23 protein-coding genes and 1 pseudogene are annotated in these 25,867 nt (G+C 67.1%); 13 read left to right on the top strand and 11 right to left on the bottom strand.

Going from position 1 to position 25,867, the window contains the following annotated elements:
• Positions 1-56 precede the first annotated feature (56 nt).
• The 3 genes and pseudogenes from OHZ10_RS19750 to OHZ10_RS19740 all read right to left on the bottom strand — a co-directional run.
• A complete protein-coding gene (locus OHZ10_RS19750) occupies positions 57-3,356 on the bottom strand; it encodes an autotransporter outer membrane beta-barrel domain-containing protein (protein ID WP_342705601.1) in 3,300 nt (1,099 codons plus the stop codon).
• Positions 3,357-3,501: 145 nt separating this feature from the next.
• Positions 3,502-3,741 carry a hypothetical protein gene (locus OHZ10_RS19745; protein ID WP_155627240.1) on the bottom strand — a complete coding sequence of 80 codons (240 nt, stop codon included), beginning with the start codon at positions 3,739-3,741 and terminating at the stop codon, positions 3,502-3,504.
• A gap of 113 nt (positions 3,742-3,854) precedes the next feature.
• Positions 3,855-4,294 (bottom strand): annotated as a pseudogene (locus OHZ10_RS19740) (M23 family metallopeptidase); the annotation flags it as partial.
• A gap of 453 nt (positions 4,295-4,747) precedes the next feature.
• On the opposite strand from OHZ10_RS19740, the gene OHZ10_RS19735 reads away from it, so the two are divergent.
• On the top strand, positions 4,748-5,623 hold the full coding sequence (locus OHZ10_RS19735; protein WP_342705600.1) for a mechanosensitive ion channel family protein: 876 nt from the start codon (positions 4,748-4,750) through the stop codon (positions 5,621-5,623).
• A gap of 12 nt (positions 5,624-5,635) precedes the next feature.
• On the top strand, positions 5,636-5,803 hold the full coding sequence (locus OHZ10_RS19730; RefSeq protein WP_174992592.1) for a hypothetical protein: 168 nt from the start codon (positions 5,636-5,638) through the stop codon (positions 5,801-5,803).
• A 42-nt stretch (positions 5,804-5,845) separates the two neighbouring features.
• Here OHZ10_RS19730 and OHZ10_RS19725 read toward each other — a convergent pair whose 3' ends face one another.
• Together OHZ10_RS19725 and OHZ10_RS19720 are read right to left on the bottom strand one after the other, a co-directional pair.
• Positions 5,846-6,988: a branched-chain amino acid ABC transporter substrate-binding protein gene (locus OHZ10_RS19725; RefSeq protein WP_174992591.1), complete on the bottom strand. Its 1,143-nt coding sequence runs from the start codon at positions 6,986-6,988 to the stop codon at positions 5,846-5,848.
• 69 nt (positions 6,989-7,057) lie between these two features.
• A complete protein-coding gene (locus OHZ10_RS19720; RefSeq protein WP_059237926.1) occupies positions 7,058-8,095 on the bottom strand; it encodes a histone deacetylase family protein in 1,038 nt (345 codons plus the stop codon).
• Positions 8,096-8,224: 129 nt separating this feature from the next.
• Between OHZ10_RS19720 and OHZ10_RS19715 the strand changes: the two genes are divergently transcribed.
• From OHZ10_RS19715 to dbpA, 5 genes are all read left to right on the top strand, one after another.
• Positions 8,225-8,713 carry an Lrp/AsnC family transcriptional regulator gene (locus OHZ10_RS19715; protein WP_059237927.1) on the top strand — a complete coding sequence of 163 codons (489 nt, stop codon included), beginning with the start codon at positions 8,225-8,227 and terminating at the stop codon, positions 8,711-8,713.
• Between the two features lie 69 nt (positions 8,714-8,782).
• Complete coding sequence (locus OHZ10_RS19710) at positions 8,783-9,088, top strand: hypothetical protein (RefSeq protein WP_059240848.1); 306 nt, start codon at positions 8,783-8,785, stop codon at positions 9,086-9,088.
• A gap of 538 nt (positions 9,089-9,626) precedes the next feature.
• Positions 9,627-11,270: a malate dehydrogenase (quinone) gene (gene mqo / locus OHZ10_RS19705; protein WP_425394790.1), complete on the top strand. Its 1,644-nt coding sequence runs from the start codon at positions 9,627-9,629 to the stop codon at positions 11,268-11,270.
• Between the two features lie 330 nt (positions 11,271-11,600).
• Positions 11,601-11,798 (top strand): hypothetical protein, encoded by a 198-nt coding sequence (locus tag OHZ10_RS19700; protein WP_059237929.1) that lies wholly within the window; start codon positions 11,601-11,603, stop codon positions 11,796-11,798.
• Positions 11,795-13,192 carry an ATP-dependent RNA helicase DbpA gene (gene dbpA, locus OHZ10_RS19695; RefSeq protein WP_059237930.1) on the top strand — a complete coding sequence of 466 codons (1,398 nt, stop codon included), beginning with the start codon at positions 11,795-11,797 and terminating at the stop codon, positions 13,190-13,192. The genes OHZ10_RS19700 and dbpA overlap by 4 nt, the downstream gene beginning before the upstream one ends.
• 46 nt (positions 13,193-13,238) lie before the next feature.
• Here dbpA and OHZ10_RS19690 read toward each other — a convergent pair whose 3' ends face one another.
• A complete protein-coding gene (locus OHZ10_RS19690; protein ID WP_342705597.1) occupies positions 13,239-14,063 on the bottom strand; it encodes a phosphate/phosphite/phosphonate ABC transporter substrate-binding protein in 825 nt (274 codons plus the stop codon).
• 244 nt (positions 14,064-14,307) lie between these two features.
• Between OHZ10_RS19690 and OHZ10_RS19685 the strand changes: the two genes are divergently transcribed.
• Positions 14,308-15,333, top strand: a complete 1,026-nt coding sequence (locus OHZ10_RS19685) for a fatty acid desaturase (protein ID WP_342705596.1) — start codon at positions 14,308-14,310, stop codon at positions 15,331-15,333.
• Between the two features lie 185 nt (positions 15,334-15,518).
• Positions 15,519-16,721, top strand: coding sequence for a benzoate/H(+) symporter BenE family transporter (locus OHZ10_RS19680; protein ID WP_342705595.1), 1,203 nt, complete (start codon positions 15,519-15,521; stop codon positions 16,719-16,721).
• Positions 16,722-16,744: 23 nt separating this feature from the next.
• Here OHZ10_RS19680 and OHZ10_RS19675 read toward each other — a convergent pair whose 3' ends face one another.
• Both OHZ10_RS19675 and OHZ10_RS19670 read right to left on the bottom strand, forming a co-directional pair.
• Entirely contained in the window at positions 16,745-17,632 is an 888-nt protein-coding gene (locus tag OHZ10_RS19675; RefSeq protein ID WP_342705594.1) for an NAD(P)H-binding protein, read from the bottom strand.
• 135 nt (positions 17,633-17,767) lie between these two features.
• On the bottom strand, positions 17,768-18,691 hold the full coding sequence (locus OHZ10_RS19670) for an AraC family transcriptional regulator (RefSeq protein WP_342705593.1): 924 nt from the start codon (positions 18,689-18,691) through the stop codon (positions 17,768-17,770).
• Between the two features lie 192 nt (positions 18,692-18,883).
• Here OHZ10_RS19670 and OHZ10_RS19665 point away from each other — a divergent pair, with 192 nt between their 5' ends.
• Complete coding sequence (locus tag OHZ10_RS19665) at positions 18,884-19,081, top strand: hypothetical protein (RefSeq protein WP_256086931.1); 198 nt, start codon at positions 18,884-18,886, stop codon at positions 19,079-19,081.
• 21 nt (positions 19,082-19,102) lie between these two features.
• Here OHZ10_RS19665 and OHZ10_RS19660 read toward each other — a convergent pair whose 3' ends face one another.
• Positions 19,103-20,056: a LysR family transcriptional regulator gene (locus OHZ10_RS19660; protein WP_059237937.1), complete on the bottom strand. Its 954-nt coding sequence runs from the start codon at positions 20,054-20,056 to the stop codon at positions 19,103-19,105.
• Between the two features lie 100 nt (positions 20,057-20,156).
• Here OHZ10_RS19660 and OHZ10_RS19655 point away from each other — a divergent pair, with 100 nt between their 5' ends.
• From OHZ10_RS19655 to OHZ10_RS19645, 3 genes are all read left to right on the top strand, one after another.
• Positions 20,157-21,515 (top strand): NAD(P)/FAD-dependent oxidoreductase, encoded by a 1,359-nt coding sequence (locus OHZ10_RS19655; protein ID WP_342705592.1) that lies wholly within the window; start codon positions 20,157-20,159, stop codon positions 21,513-21,515.
• Between the two features lie 324 nt (positions 21,516-21,839).
• The gene (locus OHZ10_RS19650) at positions 21,840-22,274 is read left to right on the top strand and encodes an HAD hydrolase-like protein (RefSeq protein WP_256086932.1); all 435 of its coding nucleotides are present in this window, start codon (positions 21,840-21,842) and stop codon (positions 22,272-22,274) included.
• Between the two features lie 179 nt (positions 22,275-22,453).
• Complete coding sequence (locus OHZ10_RS19645) at positions 22,454-24,073, top strand: histidine-type phosphatase (RefSeq protein ID WP_256086933.1); 1,620 nt, start codon at positions 22,454-22,456, stop codon at positions 24,071-24,073.
• Positions 24,074-24,097: 24 nt separating this feature from the next.
• Here OHZ10_RS19645 and OHZ10_RS19640 read toward each other — a convergent pair whose 3' ends face one another.
• Both OHZ10_RS19640 and OHZ10_RS19635 read right to left on the bottom strand, forming a co-directional pair.
• Complete coding sequence (locus OHZ10_RS19640) at positions 24,098-24,778, bottom strand: alanyl-tRNA editing protein (RefSeq protein ID WP_342705591.1); 681 nt, start codon at positions 24,776-24,778, stop codon at positions 24,098-24,100.
• A gap of 36 nt (positions 24,779-24,814) precedes the next feature.
• Positions 24,815-25,834: a sterol desaturase family protein gene (locus OHZ10_RS19635; protein WP_059240849.1), complete on the bottom strand. Its 1,020-nt coding sequence runs from the start codon at positions 25,832-25,834 to the stop codon at positions 24,815-24,817.
• Between the last annotated feature and the right edge of the window lie 33 nt (positions 25,835-25,867).

Here is a 25,867-nt window from a genome sequence, read left to right as displayed (position 1 = left end):
CCGGCCGCGACGATATGCGCCGCGGCCGATCGATCAACGCATCCCAGCCCTTTCAATCACCACGCCCACCGCACGCCCGCGTTCCCGGTGATCGTGCGCTGGTGCTCGCCGCCGAGGTTCGTCAGGTAGCTGACCGTCGCATACACGCTGCCGCGCTTCGTCAGCTGCGCGACGAGCCCCGCGCCGATCTGGCCGGCCGTCTGCCCGACCTGCGTGCCGATCGTCGTCGAACCGCCGAACGTCGTCTTGTCGTCGGTGCCGAACGAACGCAGCACGTTCGCGCGCAGGTACGGCTTCCAGCTCACGCCGTTCGAATCGAACGCGTATTGCAGCCGCGCACCGATCCGGCCGAGGAACGTATTGCCGTTGTGCCATCCGATGCTCGACACGCCGTCGTTGAAGCGATCGAGCGACAGCCACTGCCACACGAGCTGCGCCTGCGGCTCGAGCGTCAGCCCGTAACCGAGTGCGATAGGCAGCCCGGCTTCGACCGAACCCGTGAACGCGTTGCCGTTCGTCGAACCGCTTACGTTGTCGTTCGAATGCGTGCGTACGGTCAGCGCGCTGCCCATCAGTACGGCATCCGTGTACCAGCCGCCCGGGCCGATATGCGTCCAGTAGCCGCCGAGGTTGTACGCGTTGACCTGCAGCGAGCCGACGCCCATGTCCTGCTGCGCGAGCGCGAAGCCGTTCACGTCACCGACCGCGCGCGAGAAGCCGAGGAAGAAGCCGTAGTGGTTGCGATGGCCGCTGGCAGTCGTATCGGCGTAGAGGTCCTGGCCGACCTGCATCCCCCACACCGTGCCGTCGAACGACGGCGTCACATCGCCCTTCTGCTTGATGTTGCTGTTGCCGCCCCATACGCGTGCCCATGACGCGGGTACCGAACCGTTCTCGGCCAGCAAGCCCTGCTCGCCCTGCCGGTCATGGAACGTATCGATCTGCAGCAGGCCGAGCTGGCGCGCGACGGCCGGCGCTTCCGCGTACAGCGGCACCTCGGGGCGATAGATCGGCTCCGGGTTGCCGCCGGCGCCGGCATCCGTGACGGCTTCGACGATCGACTCCGGCGTGCCTTCGGCGGGCGTGACCGGCTCGGGCGTGGGCGGCGTCGGCTGCCCCGGCTCGACGACCGGCGGTTCCGGCTTCGGCGGCACCGTGTTGCGCAGGTACCAGCTGTCGCCGGTGCCGTTCGCCGCGCCGCCTTTCGCGAGAAAGTACGAATAAGCGCCCGCGCTCACCGTGCCGCCCGACAGCGTGAACGCGCCGGCGCTCGATGTCGCGCCGTTGGTCGCCTGCACGACCTGGATGCCGTCGCCGGTCGTCTGCGCACCCGCGCCACCGACGTTCGTCACCTTCAGCGCGCTGCTGCCGCTCGCCGTGCCGCCGCTGACGACCAGCTTGTCGGACGGCGCACCGTCGCCCGCGAGCGTCGTGTTCAACGCGATCGTCGCGTTCTGGCCGACGTAGTTGCCGGCCACCGTCAGTGTATTGCCGACGCCGCTGCCGCCGAGTTGCACGCGCCCCGCGTTCGTCAGGTTGCCCTTGATCAGGAAATTGCCGGTCGCGCCGCCTGAAAGGCTCGCGAGTGCGTTGGCCGCCGAGATCGTGCCGTTGTTCGTCACGTTGCCCGTCACGCTGCCATACCCGCCGAGCGTCGCGCCCGGCGCGACCGCCACGGGGCCGCCGCCGACCAGGGCCGACGTGGCGCTCGATCCATCGCCGACCACCAGCGTGCCGGCGTTCACGTTCGTGCCACCCGAATAGCTGTTCGATCCGTTCAGCGTCAGCGTGCCGCTGCCGAGCTTCGTCAGCGCGCCGGCGCCCGTGATGCCCTGTGTCAGCGTCGAGTTGAAGCCTTGCGTATCGATCGTGCCGTTGTTCGACGTGATCGACACCGCACGGCCCGACGCCAGGTTGAACGCGCTACCAAGCTGCAGCGTGCCGCCGTTGAATGTCAGGCCTCCCGGCGCCGCACCGAGCGCGTTGTCGGCGGCGACCGACAGCGTGCCCTGCGTGATCGTCGTGCCGCCCGAGTACGTGTTGCCGCCCGCCGACGATGGCGTGACCGTCAACGTGCCCGCACCGGTCTTCTCCACCGCGCCCGAACCACTGATCGTGCCCGTGTACGTACCGGCGCTGTCCTGCTGAAAACGCACGAGCCCGTTGTCGGTGACGGACAGCGGCAGGTTCGACGCGTTCGCCTGCAGCGTAGCGCCTGCATTGACGGTCGCGACGACCGACGCCGTCGTCGTGCCGAGCGTGCCGGTGAGGTTCAGCGTGCCGCTCTGCACGAGCGCGGTCGAGAACGTGCCGGTGCCGGCCCACGTCCAGTCGGTGCCGGCCATCGTCAGGCTCTGGAAGTTCGTGAACGCGTTCGACGCGGTACCCGTGCCCTGCAGCGTCACCGTGTTGGCGCCGCCGCCGCCGTTCGCGGTGCCGACGATCTGCGAGCCCGTCTGCAGGATCAGCGTCACGTTGCCGTTGCCGCCCTGGATCGCGGTGCCGCCGCCGCCCTGGATCAGCCCGGCGTTGGTGATCGTGGTCGCGCCATTGGTCGAGCGCACGCCGATGCCGTTGTTGCTGATGATCTTTCCGCCGGCCTGGTTCGTGATCGTCGCGGTAAACGAGCTGCCGAGCGTGTTCGACACGACCGCGTCGACGCTGCCGCCGCTCGTCGCGGTGCCGGTCGTCTGGATCGTGCCGCTGTTGACCAGCATGTCGTTGTTGCCCTGCATGTAGACGGCCGGCGCATCGCGGCCATTCGACGTCAGCGTGCCGCTGTTGGTGATCGTGCCGTTGCCGCCGAGCAGCGACGCGGCGCGCGCGTTGTTGCCGGACGTCGTCACGGTGCCCGTGTTGACGATCTGGTTGCCCGACGCGCCGGGGTTGCTCTGCCCCCACGCGGCCGTCATCCCGTAGGAATTGTTGCCGGTAGTCGCGATCGAGCCGTTGTTGACGAGCGTGTTGTTGTTGCCGTTCGCGGCGATCGCGTCGTTGTAGGCGCCCGTCGTCGAAATCACGCCGGTCGCACCGTTGGTGAGCGTGTTGCCGTTGTTCACACCGAGCAGCACCGCGCCGCGGTTCGCGACGCCCGTGCCGTTGCCGGACATCGACAGGTTGCCGTTGTTGGCGATCGCGCTCGAGGTGTCGACGGAGAACGGCGTCGGTGTCGACGTCAGCACATAGCTGCCCGTCGCCGTCGAATCGAGGTTGATCGTCACGTTGGTGCTGCCGGTCGCGGCCACGACCGACGGCGCATTCGCACCCGTGCACGTGACCGTCGTGCCGCTACCCGGCGCGGTGGCCGAGCACGCCGCATGTACGCCCACCGGCATCGCGCCGGTCAGGATCGCCATCCCACCCAAACCCAGGTTCCGCGCCTTTCTTTTCATTTTGCCGTTCGCCTTTATTGGTGACGTTATTGCTGCAAATCGGTGCGTGAAACGGGTTATATCACCTGTCTTGAAATAATCGCAAGATCCGGTGACGTGATATCGGCAATCACGCCGCGATTAATTTCGGATTGGGAAATAAGGAAAGCGGAATTGCCGCTGTGCGGCATATGAAGGCGTGGCGGGCGCCGTAGCCGGATGAAGCGAATTGCCGGTTGAAATTGCCGGCTTTGCTTGACGCGTTGAAGGAGATCGCGCCGCATTCCGAAGCAATCGGAAAATTTGACGCAATGCGACGAATGATTGGCGGCGCACATGCCGCACGCCATTCAGTGATGTTGCTTCGCACGATGACCTGTCATTCAAACGCACGCGCGCTCCGAATAGTGACGACGCTGCGACAGCCAACGTGTGTGCCCGATGACGCAATGCCGGCCGCGAAGGCTCGCGTCCGGCAAACGATCAGCCTGCGTGCGACGCGGAAGGCTCCGACCTCGCAACCGGTTGCGTCCACGCGGCCGAAGCGAGTTGCGTGCGCGCATCCCGCGCCACGCGGTTGAACGCGACACGCTGCTCGCCCTTCAGCTTCGCCGACTTGGCCGCCTGCACCCGCGCGACCGGATCGACGAGGCGGGCATGCCTGCGTATCTCGAAGTGCAGATGCGGGCCGGTGGCCGTCCCGGTGCGGCCGACCGCGCCGACGCGCCGACGCGCTGGCCGCGCACGACCCGCCTGCCGGTTCGCAACGTCGGCTCGAACACCAACAGGTGTGCGTAGTACGACGCATAGCCGCCGTCGTGGCGGATCACCACGTACTTGCCATAACCGCGCGGCTCGGTGCCGATGAACGTCACGACGCCGCGCTCCGACGCATGCACCGCGCGACCTGCCGGTGCGACAAGGTGTGCCATGCCCGCCACCACGGGCGTGAACGGCGCGGCGTCGTGAGACGCCTGCGCGATCGCGCCGCAATGACGGCGCGCAGCAGCGCATGGCGAAACGGGAAACAGCGAACGCCGTGTTGTGCGGGTCGACCTTGCTCGCGTGCGAGACGAAAACGCAGGTCTGACCGCATGACGTCGTCACTCGCTGTCTATCGATGAAAAACCGGGAAAGGACCGGGTATCGCGGAGGAGCCTGCATCGCGATCCGGCAACATGAAGGCGAGTGTATCGATCCACTCAACATGGCTGAATAGGACGAATCCTATTTGTTATAACGCGCCCTTAGTACCCGCGTTAAATCCACGCGCTCCGACCTCAGGCATTCGCGTGAACCACCGCGCCGCGTGTACAGTCGAACGCTGCCGGCAGCGCGACGCGCTGCATCATCTGTCCTCAACCCGGAATTCCGTCATGTTTCTCGATCAACTTCATCCGGAACGCTGGACGTTCCTGTGGAACGCGCTTTCCACCCTCTCGATCAAGCTGAGCACCGCACTGGCGCTGCTCGTCGCCGGCTGGTGGCTGTCGAAACGCATCGGCAACTGGCTGAGCCGGCTGCTCTCGAACAAGGAGCGCGTCGACGACACGCTGCGGCCGATCCTCTGCGACGTCGCCGTGTGGGGCATCCGCATCGTCGCGATCGTCGGCGCGCTGTCGCAGCTCGGCATCGAGACCGCGAGCCTCATCGCGGTGCTCGGCGCAGCCGGCCTTGCGATCGGGCTCGCGCTGCAGGGCACGATGCAGAACATCGCGGCCGGCATCATGCTCCTGCTGCTGCGGCCGTTCAAGGTGGGCGACTACATCGACGGCGGCACGGGCGTCGCGGGCACCGTCGACGAGGTCGGGCTGTTCATGACGCGGCTGACGAAGCCGGACGGCATCTGCGAGTACGTACCGAACAGCGCGCTGTGGGGCAGCGCGATCCGCAACTACACACGCAACCCGACGCGCCGTCTCGATCTCGAAGTGGAAGTGTCGGTGCACGACGATATCGATCGCGCGCTCGACGCGCTGCGGGCGCTGGCGGTGGCCGATCCCGACGTGCTGCAGGATCCCGCGCCGGACGTGATGGTGATGCGCTTCGACGACAGCACGGCCATCGCGAACCTGCGCGTGTGGACGCATACCGACAGGTTCTGGGCGATGCGCTGGCGCCTCGCGCGCCAGGTGCGCAAGACCCTCGCCGACGCGAATTGCGCGCTGCCGATCCGCACGCGCGAGCTGCATATCGTGCACGACGCGGAAACGCGCCAGGCCGGCACGCGCGCGCAGGTGCAGCGGCTGTAACGGCGACACCCGATGAACGGGATCGCGCTTTGCGCGTGGATCGACCGTGAATCGCTCGGGTCGCTGCACGGCAGCCAGCCGACGGTGCGCATCGTCGCGCACGCGTTCGACTGGCTGCGGCAGCCCCGCCTCGTGCCAGGAGTGGTCGTCCACAACGTGTTCGCCGGTATCGCGGCCTGAGGTCTGCGCCTGCGGTGGGCCGCGACAGCGGTGCGTGCCGCGTTACATCTTGACGATATCGAGCAGCGCCTTCTTGCCGCTCTTGTACGTGAATACCGAAATCGCGCCGTGCTTCAGGTCGCCCTGCGGCGTGAAGCTCGTTTCGCCGATCACGCCGCGATAGTCGGTGGCCGGCATCGCGGCCAGCACCTTCGTCGGATCCGTCGAATTCGCGCGCTTCATCGCGTCGACGATGATGTACACCGCGTCGTACGAGAACGGCGCATACACCTGCATCGGCTGGTGGTAGCGCGCTTCGTAGCGCTTCGCGAACGCCGCGCCGCCCGGCATCTTCTCGAGCGCGATGCCGGCCTCGGAGCACACGACGTTGTCCGACGCCGGGCCCGCGAGCTTCGGCAGGTCGGTCGAGCACACGCCGTCGCCGGCGAGGATCTTCGCGCGCATGCCGAGCTGGCGCGCCTGCTTCGCGAGCGGCCCGCCCGTCGCGTCCATCCCGCCGTACATGATCGCGTCCGGGTTCTCGCCCTTGATCTTCGTGAGGATCGCGCGGAAATCGATCGCCTTGTCGTTGGTCGCGTCGCGCGACACGACCTTCATCCCGGCCGACTTCGCAGCCTTCTCGAACTCGGTCGCCAGGCCCTGCCCGTATGCGGTCGAGTCATCGACCACGGCAACCGTCTTGATGCCCATGTTCTTCGCCGCATACATCGCGAGCGCCGGCCCCTGCTGCGCATCGGTCGCGACGACGCGATACGTCGTCTTGAAGCCCTGCTGCGTGTACGTCGGGTTGGTCGCGGCCTGCGAGATCTGCACGACGCCGCCGTCGCGATACACGCGCGACGCGGGGATCGACGTGCCCGAGTTGTGATGGCCGACGACGCCGATGACCTTGTCGTCGACGAGCCGCTGCGCGACCTGCGTCGCGGTGCGCGGATCGCCCGCGTCGTCCTGCGCGTCAAGTTGCAGCGTGACCTTCTTGCCGCCGATCACGAGCCCCTTTGCGTTGATTTCCTCGACCGCGAGCCGCGCGCCGTTCTCGCTGTCCTTGCCGAGGTGCGCGATCGCGCCGGTCAGCGGTGCGACGTGCCCGATGCGCACGATGTCGTCCGCGTGCGCGGCCCCTGCAGACAGCGCGCACGTCAGTGCGGCCGCGGTGGCGAGTGCCGTCTTGTGATGTCGATTCATGGTTGTCTCCGTCCTTGTCGCGCTTCGTTCGTGTTCAGATCCGTCGTTCGTCGAAGTCATGCCGCACGCTCACGCGCGCCCTTCGAATCCCAGCAATACGTTCACTGCGTTGATGCCGATCTCGTCGACCATGTAGCCGCCTTCCATCACGAACAGCGTCGGCAGGTTCAGGCGCGCGAGCGCTTCGCCGATCCGCAGGTAGTCGGGCGAACGCAGCTTGAAATGGCTGATCGGGTCGTGCTCGAACGTGTCGACGCCGAGCGACACGACGAGCAGATCGGGCGTGTGCTTCGCAATCGCGGCAGCGGCCTGGCCGAGCGCGGCCGAATACGTGTCCCACTGCGTGCCCTTCGGCAGCGGCAGGTTCAGGTTGAAGCCTTCGCCGGCCCCCGCGCCGCGCTCGTCCGCATAGCCGGAGAAGTACGGGTACGACACCGGCGGCTCGCCGTGCAGCGACGCGAACAGAACATCGGAACGCTCGTAGAAGATGTCCTGCGTGCCGTTGCCGTGGTGGAAATCGACGTCGAGCACCGCGACGCGCGCCGCGCCGCTTGCAATGCCGTGCTGCGCGGCGATCGCCGCATTGTTCAGGTAGCAATAGCCGCCCATGTACTCGCGGCCCGCATGGTGGCCGGGCGGGCGGCACAGCGCGAACGCCGCGCGCGCGCCGCCGCCGGACAGCAGGTCGGCGCCCGTGAGCGCCGAGTTCGCGCTCGCGCTCACCGCGTCCCACGTGCCTGCGTTGATCGGCGCGCCGGCGTCCATCGCGAAGAAGCCGAGCTTGCCATCGATGAAGCCGGGCAACGTCGTCGACGCCGGCATCGCACGCACCGGCCACACGAGCGGCAGCGCCTGGCAGGTGCGGCCGGTCGCCGTCCATTCGTCCCATGCGCCGGCAAGGAAATCGACGTAGCGCGCGCTGTGCGCGCCGGCATAGCTCGCGCGGTCGAACGCGCGCGGCGCGATCACGTCGCCGAGGCCGGCCGCGCGGACCTGCGCCAGCACCGTTTCGGCACGAAGGGGGTTTTCGAACGACTCGGTAATCGCGCCGTCCTTCAATTCGACGCCGCGATGCAGGTGGTGATCGCTGCTGTAGACCGTGAGCATGGTTGACCGTTGCCGTGATGACGAGGGGAAAGGGGTGGCAACAGTCTATTGACGCCAGCTGGCAATAGCTTTGCTTTTCGCCTCTTCGTTTCGTACAATTTTGAGAAATCTGCCTACGGAACTCCGGATATGAGCAAAAATCGCGCTTCAGTTGAACTGGACGGCGTAGACCGCGCGATGCTCCGCCTGCTGCAGGAAGATGGCGCACTGTCGAACGCGACGCTCGGCGAGAAGCTGTCGCTCAGCGTCACGCCCTGCTGGCGCCGCCGCAAACGGCTCGAGGACGAGCACGTGATCACCGGTTACCAGGCGAACCTCGACCGGCGCGCGCTCGGCATGAACGTGTTCGCGTTCGTGCAGGTCACGTTCAACATGCACTCGGATCAGGATTCGGATCACTTCGAGGAGGTGATGCGGCGTCACGACGAGGTCACGTCGTGCCACAAGATCACGGGCGCGGCCGACTACATCCTGCAGGTCGTCGCGGCCGATCTCGACGCGTATGCGGAATTCGTCGAGCGCGTGCTGAGAAAGCAGGCCGGCGTGTCGTCGATCCAGTCGAGCCTCGCGTTGCGCGAGGTGAAGTTCTCGTCGCGCGTGCCGGTGCCGGATGCGTGACCGTTCATGCTGTTATGCGCCCGCGCACGGGCATCCGCAGTCGATCGTCATCCCATGGAGCGCTACCCGATGAAACGTTACCTTCCCTCCGCGTCGTTTGCCGCCGCGATCGCCTGCGCATTCGCATTGAGCGCCTGTGCGGCGCAATCGTCCGCACCGGCCAATGCGCCGGCGCCGGCCGATACCGCCGCGCAAGCAGCCCCGCCGATGGTCGGCGGCGATCGCGATGCACACGGCTGCATCGGCTCGGCCGGCTATGCGTGGTGCGAACGCACGCAACAATGCGAGCGTCCGTGGGAACTCGCGAAGGCGCATGGTTTCGCGAATTCGGCGCAGGTCTACGAGCAGTTCTGCCGGAACGGCGGAGCGAAGTGAAGTGATCTGATGTGGACGGGTCGCGGTGCAACGCCGCGACCCGATGAAGTATCGGCGTGGTGCACGGCATGCCCATCCCGCGCATTTCACCCCTCCGACCCCGCCCGTTTTCCCGCTTCGCGCACCGTCGTTCCGGAAATCCGGACACACAAAAAACCCCACAAAAACAGGGACATTCGTCGTCTGCGACACGTTGTCCGAGTTCGGTTATATTACGCGCCCCTTGCCACCCGCCCCCGCAAAAACGCGTCGCGCGCGGCCTCTTTCCATGCAGCCTGAAGCGCCGTCCGCTCAGGCTTGCCACGAGGGCCCGGGCGCGTTGCGCACCCTCGCGACGCTGGCAGTTGCCTGCCCGCGGGAAGCCGATCCGAAGGTGTCCTTCCGAACGGCTTCGCGTGCGCAAATGCAACGGCGCGCAGCGTCGATCCGGAATTCCGGATTCGCGGTCCGGATCTCCGGATCCGCGTGCCGGCGCGATGGAACTGCGCGCCGGGCGGCATGGCAAACCGATGCATCCAAGTTGAAAAAGGGATCTGCTGTGATCAAAACGTTACGGGTAATACTGGCGGCGCTCGCGCTGTGCGTCGCGACATCGTCCGCGCATGCCGCCGATACGAAGAAGGTCGACGTCCTGCTGGTGGGCGGCGGCATCATGAGCTCGACGCTCGGCGTCTGGCTGCACGAGCTCCAGCCCGACTGGTCGATGACGATGGTCGAACGCCTCGACGGCGTCGCGCTGGAAAGCTCGAACGGCTGGAACAACGCCGGCACCGGCCACTCGGCGCTCGCCGAACTGAACTACACGCCGGAGAAGGCGGACGGCAAGATCGACATCTCGAAGGCGATCGAGATCAACGAATCGTTCCAGATCTCCCGCCAGTTCTGGGCCTGGCAGGTCAAGCAGGGCGTGCTGAAGAACCCGCACTCGTTCATCAACTCGACGCCGCACATGAGCTTCGTGTGGGGCGACGACAACGTCCGCTTCCTGAAGAAGCGCTACGAAGCGCTGCAGGCAAGCCCGCTGTTCCGCGGGATGCAGTATTCGGAAGACTACGACCAGATCAAGCAGTGGGTGCCGCTGATGATGGAAGGCCGCGTCCGCAACCAGAAGGTCGCGGCGACGTGGACGCCGATCGGCACCGACGTGAACTTCGGCGAGATCACGCGCCAGTTCGTCGGCTACCTGAAGACGCAGCCGAATTTCACGCTGTCGCTGTCGAGCGAAGTGCGCGAGATCACGCGCAATGCCGACGGCACGTGGCACGTGTCGTGGGTCAAGCTGCACTCGGATGAACCGCCGCAATCGGTCGACGCGAAGTTCGTCTTCATCGGCGCGGGCGGCGGTGCGCTGCACCTGCTGCAGGCGTCGGGCATCCCCGAAGCGAAGGACTACGGCGCGTTCCCGGTCGGCGGCTCGTTCCTCGTGACCGACAACCCCGACGTCGTGAAGCAGCACCTCGCGAAGGCGTATGGCAAGGCATCGGTCGGCTCGCCGCCGATGTCGGTGCCGCACCTCGACACGCGGATCATCGACGGCAAGAAGATCATCCTGTTCGGGCCGTTCGCGACGTTCTCGACCAAGTTCCTGAAGAACGGTTCGTACTTCGACCTCGCGAAGAGCACCAACCTGCACAACGTCGCGCCGATGATGCGCGTGGGCGTCGACGAATTCCCGCTGGTCCAGTACCTCGCCGGCCAGCTGATGCTGTCCGACGACGACCGCTTCAACGCGCTGAAGGAATACTTCCCGAACGCGAAGAAGGAAGACTGGCGCCTGTGGCAGGCCGGCCAGCGCGTGCAGATAATCAAGCGCGACCCGGTCAAGGGCGGCGTGCTGAAGCTCGGCACCGAAATCGTCGCGTCGCAGGACGGCAGCATCGCGGGCCTGCTCGGCGCGTCGCCGGGCGCATCGACGGCCGCGCCGATCATGCTGAACCTGATGAAGAAGGTGTTCAAGGACAAGGTCGCGACGCCCGAGTGGCAGCAGAAGATCCGCCAGATCGTGCCGAGCTACGGTACGAAGCTGAACGACAGCCCGGCGAAGGTCGTCGAGGAATGGACCTACACGAGCGACGTGCTGCAACTGTCGCCGCCGCCGAAGATCGACGTCAGCGTGTCGTCGCAGCCGGCCGGCAACGCGCCGGCCCGCCCGGCGAAGGCGTCGGCCGACATGGCGCTGTAACGCGTCCGGCCCCGTTTCATCGCACTGCACGGCCGCCCCACGGGGTGGCCGTTTTTCATCGTGGATGCGCGCGGTGCGGCGTGCGCCGTCTGCCGGGACCCTCGACGATCGTGCCGCGGCCGGGCCGTCCGCTGCCGATAGCCGGCTGCCCGCCCCCCGCATCCGCTAGAATTGCGGCACGCGCGACCCTGTCGCCGCCCGATCCATCATCCGCATCGACGCCACCCAAGCGACGCCGGTGCGGCCCGCGCCCAAGCCGCGCGAGCGCCGCCCGCCGTTGCCGCGCCCGCCCGGGGCGCGCCATCAACCGAATTCAGCTGGAGAAAGACCGTGTTTACCTGCCGAAACCAGAGCTGCGGCACGCAGTGGGAGCAGTCCGACGTCGTCATCAAGGACGAGGGCCAGGGGCTGCTGTTCCGCTGCCCGCTGTGCGGCGCGCGCAACTATCTCGAACGCTTCGAGGGCGACGACGGCACCGTCGTCTACGAACAGATGGAAGGCAAGCCTTACCTCGGAGACCTCGAATGACCCAGCCGACCGCCACGCCCTTCAGCGCGCTGTCGTTGACGCCCGCCACGCTCGCGAACCTCGCGCAGCTCGGCTATGTCGACATGACGCCGATCCAGGCCGCGAGCCTGCCGGTCGCGCTGGCCGGCCAGGATCTGATCGCGCAGGCGAAGACGGGCAGCGGCAAGACCGCCGCGTTCTCGCTCGCGCTGCTGGCACGCCTCGACACGCGCAGCTTCGACGTGCAGGCGATGATCCTGTGCCCGACGCGTGAGCTCGCCGACCAGGTCGCGCAGGAAGTGCGCCGCCTCGCGCGCGCCGAGGAAAACGTGAAGGTGCTGACGCTGTGCGGCGGCACGCCGATGCGCCCGCAGGCGCAGAGCCTCGAGCACGGTGCGCACATCGTCGTCGGCACGCCGGGCCGCATCATGGATCACCTCGATCGCGGCAACCTGAAGCTCGACGCGCTGAACACGCTCGTGCTCGACGAGGCCGACCGGATGCTCGACATGGGTTTCTTCGACGACATCGCGAAGGTCGCGCGGATGTGCCCGACGACGCGCCAGACGCTGCTGTTCTCCGCGACCTATCCGGACGGCATTGCGAAGCTCAGCCAGCAGTTCCTGCGGAACCCGAAGGAAATCAAGCTCCAGGAGCGTCACGACGACAGCAAGATCCGCCAGCGCTTCTATGAAGTGACCGAGGACGAGCGGCTGCATGCGGTCGGCCAGTTGCTGAACCACTACCGGCCGGTGAGCACGATCGCGTTCTGCAACACGAAGCAGCAGTGCCGCGACCTGCTCGACGTCCTGCATGCGCAGGGCTTCCACGCGCTCGCGCTGCACGGCGAGCTCGACCAGCGCGAGCGCGACCAGGTGCTGATCCAGTTCGCGAACCGCAGCTGCTCGGTGTTGGTCGCGACCGACGTCGCCGCGCGCGGGCTCGACATCGCGCAGCTCGAAGCGGTGATCAACGTCGACGTGACGCCCGATCCCGAAGTGCACGTGCACCGCATCGGCCGCACGGGCCGCGCGGATCAGGACGGCTGGGCGCTGAGCCTCGCGAGCATGGACGAGATGGGCCGCGTCGGCGGGATCGAGCAGGCGCAGAAGCGGGAAGTCGAATGGCATCCGCTCGCGGAACTGAAGCCGGCGGACGACAGCGTGCTGCTGCCGCCGATGGAAACGCTGCAGATTCTCGGCGGGCGCAAGGACAAGATCCGCCCGGGCGACGTGCTCGGCGCGCTGACCGGCGACGCCGGGTTCGACGGCAAGCAGATCGGCAAGATCAACGTGACCGAGTTCTCGACTTATGTCGCGATCGAGCGCGGCGTCGCGCACGACGCGCTGCGCAAGCTCAATGCCGGGAAGATCAAGGGCAAGCGGGTCAAGGTCCGCTTGATGGACGAGGAATGACAGTACGCGGCGCGAACGGTCGCAGCGTTGCGCGCCGGCCCTTGCATCAGGCCAGTTCGGGATAGCCGTGCGCGGCCGCATCCTGCGCGAACCGCGCAATCGTGTCGTAGTCGGCGGGTAACAGCCGTTCGAATCCCGTCAGCCGCAGCACGCGCGCGCGTTCCGCATCGGCCGCGGCCGCGCGGTCGAGCGCATCCTGCAATGCACCGATCTGCGTTTCCGGCAGCACGCGCGATGCGATGAGCGGCAATCCCGGCGCAGAGGCCGTCGTGCCGATGATTCGAATGTCCTTCAGCAGCTCGGGCAATGCGTCGCGCACATAAGCGAACGTCACGCAGTCGATCGACGCGCAATCGGCTTCACCCGAGGCCAGCGCACGCAGCACGTTCACGTGCGAGCCGAACGGCGTGACCGATCCGAAGAACCGTCCGTCATGCGCATGCGGCGCGACTGCGTGCCGGAACGCGTTCATCCCGCTGTGCGAATCCTCGCCGTTGAAGGCGGCGCGCAGCCCCCGGCATGCGGCGAGCGTCGTCGCGCCGCCCGCATGCACGCGCGCCGACACGACCAGCACGCTGCGGTAGCGCGCCCCGTCGCAGCCGTCCGCGTCGAAAGCGGGCGTCGCGATCAATCGCACGGCGTCACGCAAGCCGAGCATCCGGTACGGGTAGCCGCAGGTCTGCGACAGCAACAGATCGTCGCGCCGCCACAGCGCGTGCAGGTCGTCGAACGGCGCATCGGGCAGCGCGACGCCGGCCGCACCGCCCGCGCTCGCGAACGCATCGAGCGCGTCGCGCAACAGCGCACGCCACAAGGCGGCGTGGCGTGGCGTCACGTTGTACATCGGCAGTACTGCGATCCAAGGGTTCATGCGGGCATTCTACGCATCGGCGGCGGCCCCGATGCTTATCGGCCGCACGACGATAAGCAAATGCGAATCGATTGGTTGGCCAGGCGGCCGCCGCCGGGTACCGTTCGAAGGCCTGCCGGCGCCGCCATCGTGCGCGATGCCGGGCAGACCGACCGTGATCCGCGAGACACCTGCGCACCCGGGCCGAGCGCACCGGTTCTACCGCTCGTTCCCCGCCCTGCCCGATCCATCCCGCCTCAACGCCATGGCCGAATACTTCGACGTCGATCATGCGCGCGCAATTGCCGCGCTCGACGCCCGCTTCACTGCCCGCACCGAGTGGCCGACCTGGCTGCTGGTCGCCGTGATCTACGGCGGCTGGCTCGCCGTGCTGCTGCTCGTGCGCGACGGGCACCTGTCGCTCGCGGCCGCGACGCCGCTGCTGATCCTGCTCGGCGCATGGCACATGTCGCTGCAGCACGAACTGCTGCACGGACATCCGACACGCTCCGCCCTCGTGAACAAGCTGCTCGGCTATCCGCCGCTGACGGTCTGGTATCCGTACACGCTGTATCGCGACATGCACCTCGACCATCATCGCGACGAAGACCTGACCGTGCCGGGCGTCGATCCCGAAACGAACTACGTGACGCGCGAACGCTGGGCGCGGCTGCCGCGCTGGCGCCGGGCGCTCACGGTCGCGCGCAAGACTTTCATCGGACGAATCGTCGTCGGGCCGCCACTCTCCGTCGTGGCGACGGTCGCCGATGCGCTCGCCGCGTTCCGGCGCGGCGACTTCCGTTATCTGCCGATGTGGGCGACGCATGCCGCCTGCGTGGCCGCGCTGCTCGCGTGGCTGCAATGGGCGATCGGCGTGCCGTGGTGGTACTACCTGCTGGCCGTCACGTGGCCCGCGCTGTCGCTCGCGATGATCCGCTCGCTGTACGAGCACCGCGCCGCGCGGCATCCGAAGGCGCGCATCACGATCAACGAGGCCGGCTTCGCGATGCGGCTGCTGTACCTGAACAACAACTACCACCTGGTTCATCACGACCTGCCGAAGCTGCCGTGGTACGACCTGCCGCGCGCGTACCGGATGCGGCGCGACGCGTATGCGCGGAAATGCGGCGGCTTCGTGATCCGCGGCGGCTATCGCGCGTTGCTCGCGCGCCATGCGTGGGCGCCGACCGATCCGCCCGTGCATCCGTTCGACGAAGGCACGGCGTCGCTGTCGACCGGAAGCGGGGTGAAGGTAGCGGTGGTCGACAAGGTGCTGCAGATCAGTACGTGACGCCCGGCGGGGCCATCGATCCGCCCGCATCGGCGCAAATCCTTACGAAACGCCGACAACGTCAAGCTTCGCCGGCGAATTGCCAATTGCGCCGGCAATGTCCAGAATGACGGCTCATCCGGGGCTTCCAACAATCATTCGCCCCGGCTCTGCCTCACGGCCGCGCGCCGCACTCCCCGACGACGATGCAACCGAACTCCCCGCCCGGCGCGATCCGCACGATCGGCAACGACTGGTCCGTTTCCGCGATCACCGCAGGCTTTCTCGCGGTCCTGATTTCCTACGCGGGCCCGCTCGCGATCTTCTTCCAGGCGTCGCAGGCCGCGCACGTATCCAACGAAATGGTGTCGTCGTGGGTCTGGGCGATCTCGATCGGCGCGGGCGTATCGGGCCTGTTCGCGAGCTGGAAGATGAAGGTGCCGATCATCACCGCGTGGTCGGCGCCCGGCACCGCGCTGCTCGTCGGCCTGTTTCCGCAACTGACGCTCAACCAGGCCGTCGGCGCGTACATCACCGCTGCACTCATCATCGTGGTGATCGGCGTGACCGGCTATTTCGACCGGCTCGTGCGCCACATTCCGCGCGGCATCGCGTGCGGGATGATGGCCGGCATCCTGCTGCCGTTCGGCATGCATGCGTTCTCCGCCGCGTCGGATCAGCCCGTGCTCGCATTCGGCATGATCGCGGCCTACGTGATCTTCAGGCGCCTGCTGCCGCGCTACAGCATCGTGCTCGTGCTGCTGACGGGCGCCGCGCTCGCGACGCTGCTCGGGATGACGCATCTGGGCAACGTGTCGCCGAGCATCGCGCGGCCGATCTTCATCGCGCCCGAATGGACGCTCGGCACGACGCTCAGCCTCGCGCTGCCGCTCGTCGTCGTGAGCCTCACCGGCCAGTTCCTGCCGGGGATGACGATCCTGCGCGTGTCCGGCTATCACACACCCGCGCGCCCGATCATCACCGCGACCAGCGTGATGTCGCTCGCGGTCGCGTGCTTCGGCGGGATCACGATCGTCGTTGCCGCGATCACCGCGGCGCTCTGCACCGGCAAGGACGCGCACGAGGATCCGGACCGGCGCTACATCGCCGGCCTCGCGAACGGCGCGTTCTACCTGATCGGCGGGCTGTTCGCGGGCACGATCGTCACGGTGTTCTTCGCGTTGCCGAAGGCATTCGTCGCGATCCTCGCGGGGCTCGCGCTGATCGGTGCGATCAGCGCGAACGTGCACGGGATCTTCGACGACGAGAACCACCGCGAAGCGTCGGTGATCACGTTCCTCGCAACCGCGTCGGGGATGACGTGGCTCGGGCTCGGCTCCGCGTTCTGGGGGATCGTGATCGGGTCGCTGTCGTATGCGGTGCTGAACAAGGTGCGGCGCGCGGCGTGATGCGCGCCGCGCGGCCGCTTCGGTCAGCGCGCGTGCTGGCGCACCAGTTGCGCAAGCGCGTCCGCCGGCGACGTCGTCCCGTAAGCGCGCTCCGACGCGCCTGCCTCGACGTCGATCTGCCCGGCGTTGTGCACGTCGTACAGATCGACGATCAGTTGCGCATGGCGTTCGCTGAGCCCGGCGCGCAGCAGCGTCGCATTCCACGTGTCGCGCGGCAGCTCGTGCGCGACGATCGCGCGGCCGGCCGCCGCGCCGAGCGTATCCGCAATGGCCGTCACGCTCACCCGCCGCGGCCCTTCGACGCTGACGATGCGCGGCCCGCCGCCGCCTTCCGGTGCATCCAGCAGCAGCCGCGCCGCGACGACGCCCACATCGGGCGCCCACACCGTCGGAAAGACCTTGCCGACCGGATGGTGGAAGCTCGGCAGCACGCCGGCGCCCAGCGCGACCGGCAAGACGCGCGCCCAGTTCTGCAGATGCTCGGCCGACCGCAGCAACGTCAGTTGCGTCGGAATCGTCTTCAGCCGTTCCTCGAAATGATGAAACAGCCGGGTGATGCCGGTATTGCCATCGCGCTCCGCGCCGTAGTCCGACAGCGCGAGCAGCGCCGGCGGCGGGTTCGCGGCGAGCGCGGCGGTCGCCACGTCGATCGTCCGCGTCATCGTCGCGGCCGGATCCGGGTCGGCAACCGGCACCGGACACAGTATCTGCACGGCCTGCGCGCCGTCGATCGCCGCGGCGATCGCGTTCGGGTCCGTCAGTTCCGCGATCGCGACATCGCAGCCGAGTTGTACGAAGCGGTCACGATGACGTGCGTCGTGCAACACCGCGCGCACGGCATGGCCTGCGTTGCGCAAGGTCGTCACGGTCGACAGGCCGACGTTGCCTGATGCTCCAAAGATCACGAACACGGTTCGCTCCTGGGGGATGAAGGTGCTGTGATTGTCGGGTTGCGCGGCCGGCGCGGCGCGCAGGGAGGGATGAATCGAGCAGGAAAGGATGACGTGATGCAAAGGTCCGCACGGATCGTGCCATCCACCCGCCAGCTATCGACGCGCAGGCTTCGCGCCGTCCTCGCCGTCATAAGCAAGCCGCAACCCGCCCCGCGCCCCCGACCGCGCAATCTCCGTCGGCGTCGCACCGAGCACGCGGTTCATCCAGTTCGCCATGTGGCTCTGGTGCGCAAACCCCGCTTCCAGCGCGATCTGGCTGATGCTGAGCCGGCCTTCGAGCAGCAGCGCCTTCGCGCGCTCCACCCGGCGCCGCACGACGTACTGGTGCACGGGCATCCCGAGCGTTTCGCGGAACAACACCTTGAAATGCGGCACGCTGATCGACACGAGCGCCGCGAGCTCGGCCAGCGTCATGCGCCGGTCGAGATTCGCTTCGACATAGTCGATTACGCGCGCGGCCGCTTTCGGCGCAAGCGTGCGCCGGCGTTCGCGGAACGCCGGCTGGCCGTCGACCAGCCGCGCGACGAGCGCCGTGCACAGACTTTCCGCATAGAGCGGATCCGACGCGTCTTCCGCTTCGAGTTCGGCGGCCATCGCCCATGCGATGTGCTGCAGGCGCGGATCGCGCACCTGCAGCCGGCGCCGGATCTGTGCCTGCGACGGCTTCAGCTCGAGCTGTTCGACCGTGCGCCGCACGAACGTGTCGCTGAGCGCGATGTGCAGGATCCGGCAGTCGGCGCTGTCGGTCCACTGGCCGGGCAGGCCGGCCGGAATCACGTCGACGTCGCCGTGCGCCTGGATGCGCGACACACGTTCGCCGTCACACACGCAATCCGCACGGACCGGCGAGCCGATATGCACGCCGATCCGGTGATGCTCGGCCGCCGGAATCCGGTACGTGCCCGCGCGGATCTCCAGCAGCGACGCGCCAAAGCCCTGCCAGCCCAGCCCGCAGCTGGAGCGCAGGCTGACCGGGACGCCGTTGTCCGTCGGCGCGGCAAGAATCGGATCGCTCATTGCTTGTCTCCACCAGATCGGGTGCCGAACGCGCATTGTGACGCGTTTCGAGCCGGCGTGCCGGGCCTGCGCGCCTGCCGCGACGTCGAGCAGAAAAAGATCATCCGTTTCTGCTCCGGATGATCCTTGCGTGCGCGCCGGCGGGCGCCGCGACGCTTACGATCGCCTCATCCGACACCTACGGAGCCCGTCATGCCCCATTCCTGCCCGCTGCGCGCGACTTCAATCGCGCTCGCGCCTTCCACCCCCACCCACTGCGCATCCGGCCCCGACGCCCGCCACGACCGGACTTCCGTCGCCGCGTGGTGCCTGCGCCGCATCGGCTGGTACCGGCTCGAACGGCTGCTGGCGTCGATTCCCGACAGCAACGACGACTTCGGGCTTGTCTGACCGGCCGGTCGACGTATCCACCTATTTGCGCCGCCGCTCGTGCGGCGCCACCGTCGCACCGTCGATCACCGGCGCGCCCTGCTTGATCAGGAAGTCGCGGAACAGCCCCGTCACCTGCGAGATCCGCCGGTCGGCGAGCGTGACCACATACCATTCGCGCTCGATCGGGTTGCCGGGGAATGGCAATTGCCCCAGCAGTCCCGTACGCAGTTCGAGCGCACACGCGTGCAACGACAGAAACGCGATGCCGAGCCCGGCTTCGGCCATCTGCTTGATGGCCTCGTTGCTCGACAGTTCGGAGCCCACATGGAACCGGTAGCCCGCGTTCTTGAACAGGCTTTCGACGGTCGAGCGCGTGCCCGCGCCGCGTTCGCGCACGAGCAGGTGCGCGGATTCCAGATCCTTCAGCGCGACGCGCTTGCGCTGCATCAGCGGATGGCCGGGCGCCGCGACGAACACCATCGGATGTTTCGCGAACTCGACCGCATGCGTGCGCAGCTCCTTCGGCGCACTCCCCATCACCGCGAGATCGATTTCATGCGTTGCGAGCATGCGGATGATGTCGTCGCGGTTGCCGACCTTGAAATAGGTCTTCACGTGGGGGCGCGTCGCGGTGAATTTGACGAGCAGCGGCGGGATCAGGTACTCGGCCGTCGTGATCGCGCCGATCCGCAGCGTGCCGCCGAGGTCGCCCGTCAGCGCGGCCACTTCGTCGCCGGCCTCGCTCCACAGATGCAGGATCTCGCGCGCATAGCGCGCCACGATCTCGCCGGCCGCGGTCAGCTGCACGCCGCGCCCCACCCGCTGCAGCAACGCGGCGCCCACGGCCTCCTCGAGCAGGCGAACCTGCAGCGACACGGCCGGCTGCGTCAGGTTCAGCTCCTCGGCCGCGCGCGACACGCTGCCGAGCCGCGCGATCATGTCCAGCGCCTTCAGCTGCCGGAACGTCGCGGTCTTTCCTATAAGTGAATACATATGAGTCGCTTATAAACATTAAATTGTTCGAGTGGGTTCCAAACTATATCGTCGGTTCTTGAGCAATGTCATCCGAATCGTCATTCAGCGGGAGCCCAACATGGACAACACCACGCCCACCCTTGCAACGGACCGCGCACCGCGCCTGCCGCGCATCGTGATCGTCGGCGGCGGCGCCGGCGGCCTGCAGCTCGCCACGCGTCTCGGCGACACGATCGGACGTCGCGGCCAGGCCGACATCGTGCTCGTCGACCGCTATCCGACGCACTTCTGGAAGCCGCTGCTGCACGAAGCCGCATCGGGCCATCGCGATCCGGCGTCCCACACGATCGAATACGCGGCGCAGGCGAAGCGCCACGGCTTCCGCTTCGTGCAAGGCGCGCTGCAGCAGGTCGACCGCGCGTCCCGCACCGCGACGATCGCGGCCGTGCACGACGCGGACGGCACCGAAATCCTGCCGCAACGCGAACTCGGTTATGACGACCTCGTGCTCGCGGTCGGCAGCGTGACGAACTTCTTCAACGTACCGGGTGCCGCTCGCCACGCACTGCCGCTCGAAAACCTCGACCAGGCCGAGGATTTCCGCCGCAAGTTCCTCGCGGCCTGCACGAAGGCGAATCACGTGGCCGAGCAGCAACCGGCGCGGCGCGCGGCGCCGATCTGCATCAACGTGATCGGCGCGGGCGCGACGGGCGTCGAGCTGGCCGCCGCGCTGCGGCACGCGGTCCAGCAACTGACGACGTACCGCTTCAAGGCACTGGTGTCGGCACGCGACGTGCACATCCGGCTGATCGAAGGCGGCCCGCGCATCCTGCCGGCACTCGACGAACGGCTGTCCGGCAAGATGCACGCGCAGCTGCGCGCGCTGAACGTCGACGTGCTGACCGATACGCGCGTGGCGGAAGTCGGCGCGGATGCCGTGACGACTGCAACCGGCGAACGGCTCGCGAGCGACATCACGATCTGGGCGGCCGGCGTGGCTGGCCCCGCGATGCTGCGCGACATCGGCGACATCGCGCTCAACCGCTCGAACCAGGTGATCGTGACCGGCACGTTGCAGACGCCCGACGATCCGCACCTGTATGCGTTCGGCGACTGCGCCGCGTGCCCTTCGACCGGCGCGAGCGGATTCCTGCCGCCGCGTGCGCAGGTCGCGCACCAGCAGGCCGTGTATCTGGTCAACGCATTCGCGCGGCGCATCGCCGGCAAGCCGGTGGCCGGCTTCACGTTCCACGATGCGGGCACCGTCGTGTCGCTCGGGCAGGCGGGCGCCGTGTACCAGGCGGACATCGGCGTGCGGTCGCGCTCGCTGATCGTCGACGGGCTGGCGGCGATCGGGCTGTACAAGTTCCTGTATCGCAAGCACCTGTTCAGCGTGGTCGGCGTGAAGCGCGCGCTGTTCCAGTCGCTGAGCCACTGGCTGCAAAGCCGCAACCAGCCGTCGATCAAGCTGCACTGAGCGACGATTCGCACGCGGCATCGCATGACGGCATATCGGGCGGCCATCGCTCGATATGCCGTTTTTTTATATGCATATAACGGTTGCATCCACAACGTGCGCGAGTTTGGTGCATCACATCGAGGGCCGTCGATGCGACGCAATTCGCGCGGAACACCCCGCACGACACGCATCCCGCGCCCGCTCTGGCTCGCCACCCCATTCATTAGTCAAATCATATAGGTCTGATAGAAATATTAATTGGTCGCGTTTTCCGGATCGACGCTAAGGTGTGTGGCATTCCCGTCGGCGAACGGATCATCACGTCTCTGAAGAGGAATCACCGTGGTTATCGAAGCCATCGTCACCCGTCTCGACGCAGCATTCGCGCAGATCGAAGCAACACCGGATTCGCGGGAATCGCGCCATCAGCGCGACGCGATCATCCAGTGGCTCGACCGTGCATCGGAAGAAGGTTATCGACTCGGTCTCGTCACGACGCTGCCGGCCGCACGGCTCAGCGACATGTTCGAAGGCCAGTTCGGCCGCGCGAACCTCGACCGCTTCTCGGTCGTCGTCACCGATGCAAATCAACAGGACTCCGGACCAAATCAGCATCCGTTCGAGATCGCGCTGCAGGCGCTCGGCGTGCCGCCCGAACGCGCGGTCGCCATCGCGAGCAGCGAACCGGAACGCCGCGAAGCCGAGCATTTTGGCCTGTCGCGCTGCGTAAACATCACCGACACCGTGCGCTCGATCGCATCGGCCGGCCTGCACTGAACGCCGGCACTCGGGCCGGCGGCGGCCGGCCAGCATCGATCCGGCGGCAATCCGACGGTTGCCCGACCGTATCCTGACATTCTGCTGTCAAAGTTGCTTGCAACACTTCCGGGCTTGACCGACCTCTCCCGGAGACGGGACGACGCGAACCCGCATCGTCCCGCCCGCTGCTCGCCACGATGACACGCCCGACCCGCACCGCCGCCGCCCTCGCGATTGCCTGCCTGATGCTCGCCGCCTGCGGCGGGGATGACTCGCCCCCGCCCGCCACGTCGGCCGACAACAGCGGCGCGACACCCGCACCGCAGCCGCAGCCCAAGCCGACACCGGCGCCCGCGACCTACTACCAGACGAAGACGCCGTATCGGCCACAGCAGGACGCCGCGACGTACGAAGCGCCGCCCGCCGGCTACGCGCCCGTCTATACCGGGCTCGTCGCGCGCCACGGCTCGCGCGGGCTGTCGGGCTTCAAGTACGACGGCGCGATCTACGCGATGCTGGTCAAGGCCGAGGCCGACGGCGCGCTGACCACGCTCGGCACGCAGCTCAAGGCCGACACGTACGCGATGATGAAGGCCAATGCGCTGCTCGGTTACGGCGTGCAGGGCATCTCGACACCCGGGTACGGCAACCTCACGCAAACCGGGATCCGCGAACACCAGCAACTCGCCACGCGTCTCGCGCAGCGGCTGCCCGCGCTGTTTGCAGCGGGCAACCGGCAGGTCGTCGTGGTCAACTCGGGCCAGGATCGCGCGGTCGACAGCTCGACGTATTTCTCCGCGGCACTCGTCGCCGCGCAGCCGGCGCTGGCGCCGGCCATCACGCTGCCGGCTGCGCCGTCCGGCTATCCGGCGAACGCACCCGCCGTGCAACCGGCCGGCACCCACCGCTTCCTGCTGTACTTCCACTCGCTGAAGCCGGCCACCGATCTCGTCACCGATACGAGCGATCCGTACTACGCGACCTATCAGGCGAGCCAGACGTACCAGGCCTATGCGAACGACGCGACGGTGGCCGCGAAGCTGAAGGCGATCAAGGCTGCGCCGCAGGCGGCCGACGTCGCGCAGACGGTGTTGTCCGCGCTCGTGTCGCCGTCGTTCATCGCGAAGCTCGGCACCGACGGCTACACGTTCGCGAACACGGGGACCTATGCGTTCACGTCGACGGACGGCAAGTTCACCAACACGCTGAAGGGCGACGGCAAGACGAAAATCGCGACGGCCGTCGATGCGGCCAACGTACTGTACAACCTGCTGCAGGTCGCGCCCGCGATGACGGCGGAGACCGGTGGCGTCACGTTGGAGAAATACATCGGCGCGGAGCAGGCGCAGTATCTTGCATACCTGCAGGATGCCGAAGATTACTACCAGAAGGGGCCCGGTATCCAGGAGGCGAACCCCGTGACGTACCGGATGGCGAAGGTGCTGCAGGACGATTTCTTCGGCGAAGTCGACGCGATCGCGCGCGGCGACCTGACACGCGCCGCGAAGCTGCGCTTCACGCATGCGGAGATCGTGATTCCGTTCGCATCGGTCATGAACCTGAAGAACGTGTTCGTGCCGACGCCGCAGGCGCAGACCTACACGTATGCGAACAATCCGTGGCGCGGTGACCAGGTGTCGCCGATGGCCGCGAACATGCAGTGGGATGTCTACCGCAACGGATCGCGGCTCATCGTGAAGATGCTGTACAACGAGCGCGAGACGGATTTCCAGGCCGCGTGCGACGGCGCGAAGATCGCGCCGGGCAGCCACTTCTACGACTACGCCGGGTTGAAGCAGTGTTACGGGTATCGGTGACGCGCAGGTGAAGCGCGGTGCGGGTCACACGAGCCGCACGGCCGCATGCCCGTCCGCCACCTGCGGCTCGAGCAGCATCACCTCGATCCGCTCCTTGCCCTTCCCGGTGTTCTTCCGCTTGAGCGTCAGCATCCCGATCTCGCCGGTCGTCGCCGGATGCGTGCCGCCGCACGCCATCGTCGCAAAGCCGTCGACCGTCCAGAACCGGCGCTGCGCATCGACATCGCTGAAGTCGGTCACGATGCGCAGGTCGCGCTTCGACAGGTCGGCCGCGGCCGATTCGATCTCCGGAAACAACGGCGACAGGCTCGTGTCGCTCGCGAAGTCGATGCGCGCCTTGTCCTGCGCGATATGCGCGCCAATGCGCTCGATACCGGGCCTGAGCCGGTAGACCAGTTGCAACACCATTTCGGCCGCGAAGTGCAGGCGCATCAACCGGTGCCGGCGCGCCCAGTCGATGCGCCAGGTCACATGATCTCCGATCCGCAGTGCGTGGTCATGCGGGAGCGTATAGACGATGTCGAGGCCCCGCTTCTCGGCCTGGATGACCGGATAGTCGCCCAGCGCCCCCGCGTCGCTTTCCTGCCCGCCCGAAAACGCGAAAAAGATGGTCGCGTCCACCTGCACGCGATCGCCGTCGACGTGCGTGACGACGGTATCCAGCGTGGTCCGGTAGGGATCGTCCCAGAATACTTTCCTTGTCATCGCCCGCCACGCCTTCCGCCGAAGAAAACACCGAGCCTAGCCCGGGCGCGTCCCGGTGGCTTGTACGATCTTGCGCCCGGACGCGGCAGCCTCTTCCACGGGGGCGGCGTGCGGAATCGCCACGCCCGCCTCCTCCCCCTTCCGCTCGACGCTCCACGTATGGATCGGCCGATGCCCCGGCCGCTCCCACTCGGGCGGCATCCACAGATGTTTCAATCGCTGCAGCACCGGCCCGGGTGCGCACACGTCGCGCCACATGTCGACGAACTCGTGCACGTTCAGAACCAGGAAGTTGTACGAAATAATCTGTTGCGTGATCCCGTAGTCGACCGGTTCCGTTTCCTCCACGTACGTGCCGAACATGCGATCGAAAATGATCAGCACGCCGCCGTAGTTCCTGTCGATATAACGCGGATTACGGCCATGATGCGCACGATGGTTCGACGGCGTGTCGAACACGTACTCGAACCAGCGCGGCAGCCGCCCGACCGCTTCGGTATGCACGAAGTACTGGTACGCGAGATCGACCGCGAGCAGGAACAGCACGACGGCGGGCGGGATGCCGAGCCACACCGGCGGCAGGTAGAACACGAACACGCCGACGAACGCGTTCAACAGCGACTGCCGCATCGCGGTCGTGAAGTTCATCACTTCGCCGCTGTGATGCGGCACGTGCGCGGCCCAGAACCAGCGTACGCGGTGCGACGTGCGATGAAACCAGTAATAGCAGAACTCCACGAGGACGAAGATCGGCACGATCGTGAAGCCGTTCACCGGCACGTCGAACAGCCGGTGCCGGTAGACCCACGCAAAGATCGCGCCCGTGAACAGCAGCCCCATCACGGTCTCGGCCACCTGATAGCCGGCACCGAGCGACAGGTTCGCGACGATCTCCTTCCAGCGAAACGGCTCGCGGCGGCCGCGCCCGGTCATCACCGCGTATTCGATCGCGAACGCGATCAGGAACACCGGCGTCATGCCGATCAGCAGCACCTGCTTCCAGTCCACGCCGTTACCCAGGAACGCATGGAGCCACGTCATCAATTCGGTCGGCATGTCGGCAGCCTCGATCGGGAACTGCCGGGCAGT

It is taken from the genome of Burkholderia arboris, from assembly GCF_038723655.1.
GTDB classification, from domain to species: Bacteria; Pseudomonadota; Gammaproteobacteria; order Burkholderiales; family Burkholderiaceae; genus Burkholderia; species Burkholderia arboris.
Note: the sequence above shows the minus strand (reverse complement) of the source record. Positions and strands in the feature narration are given on the sequence as shown.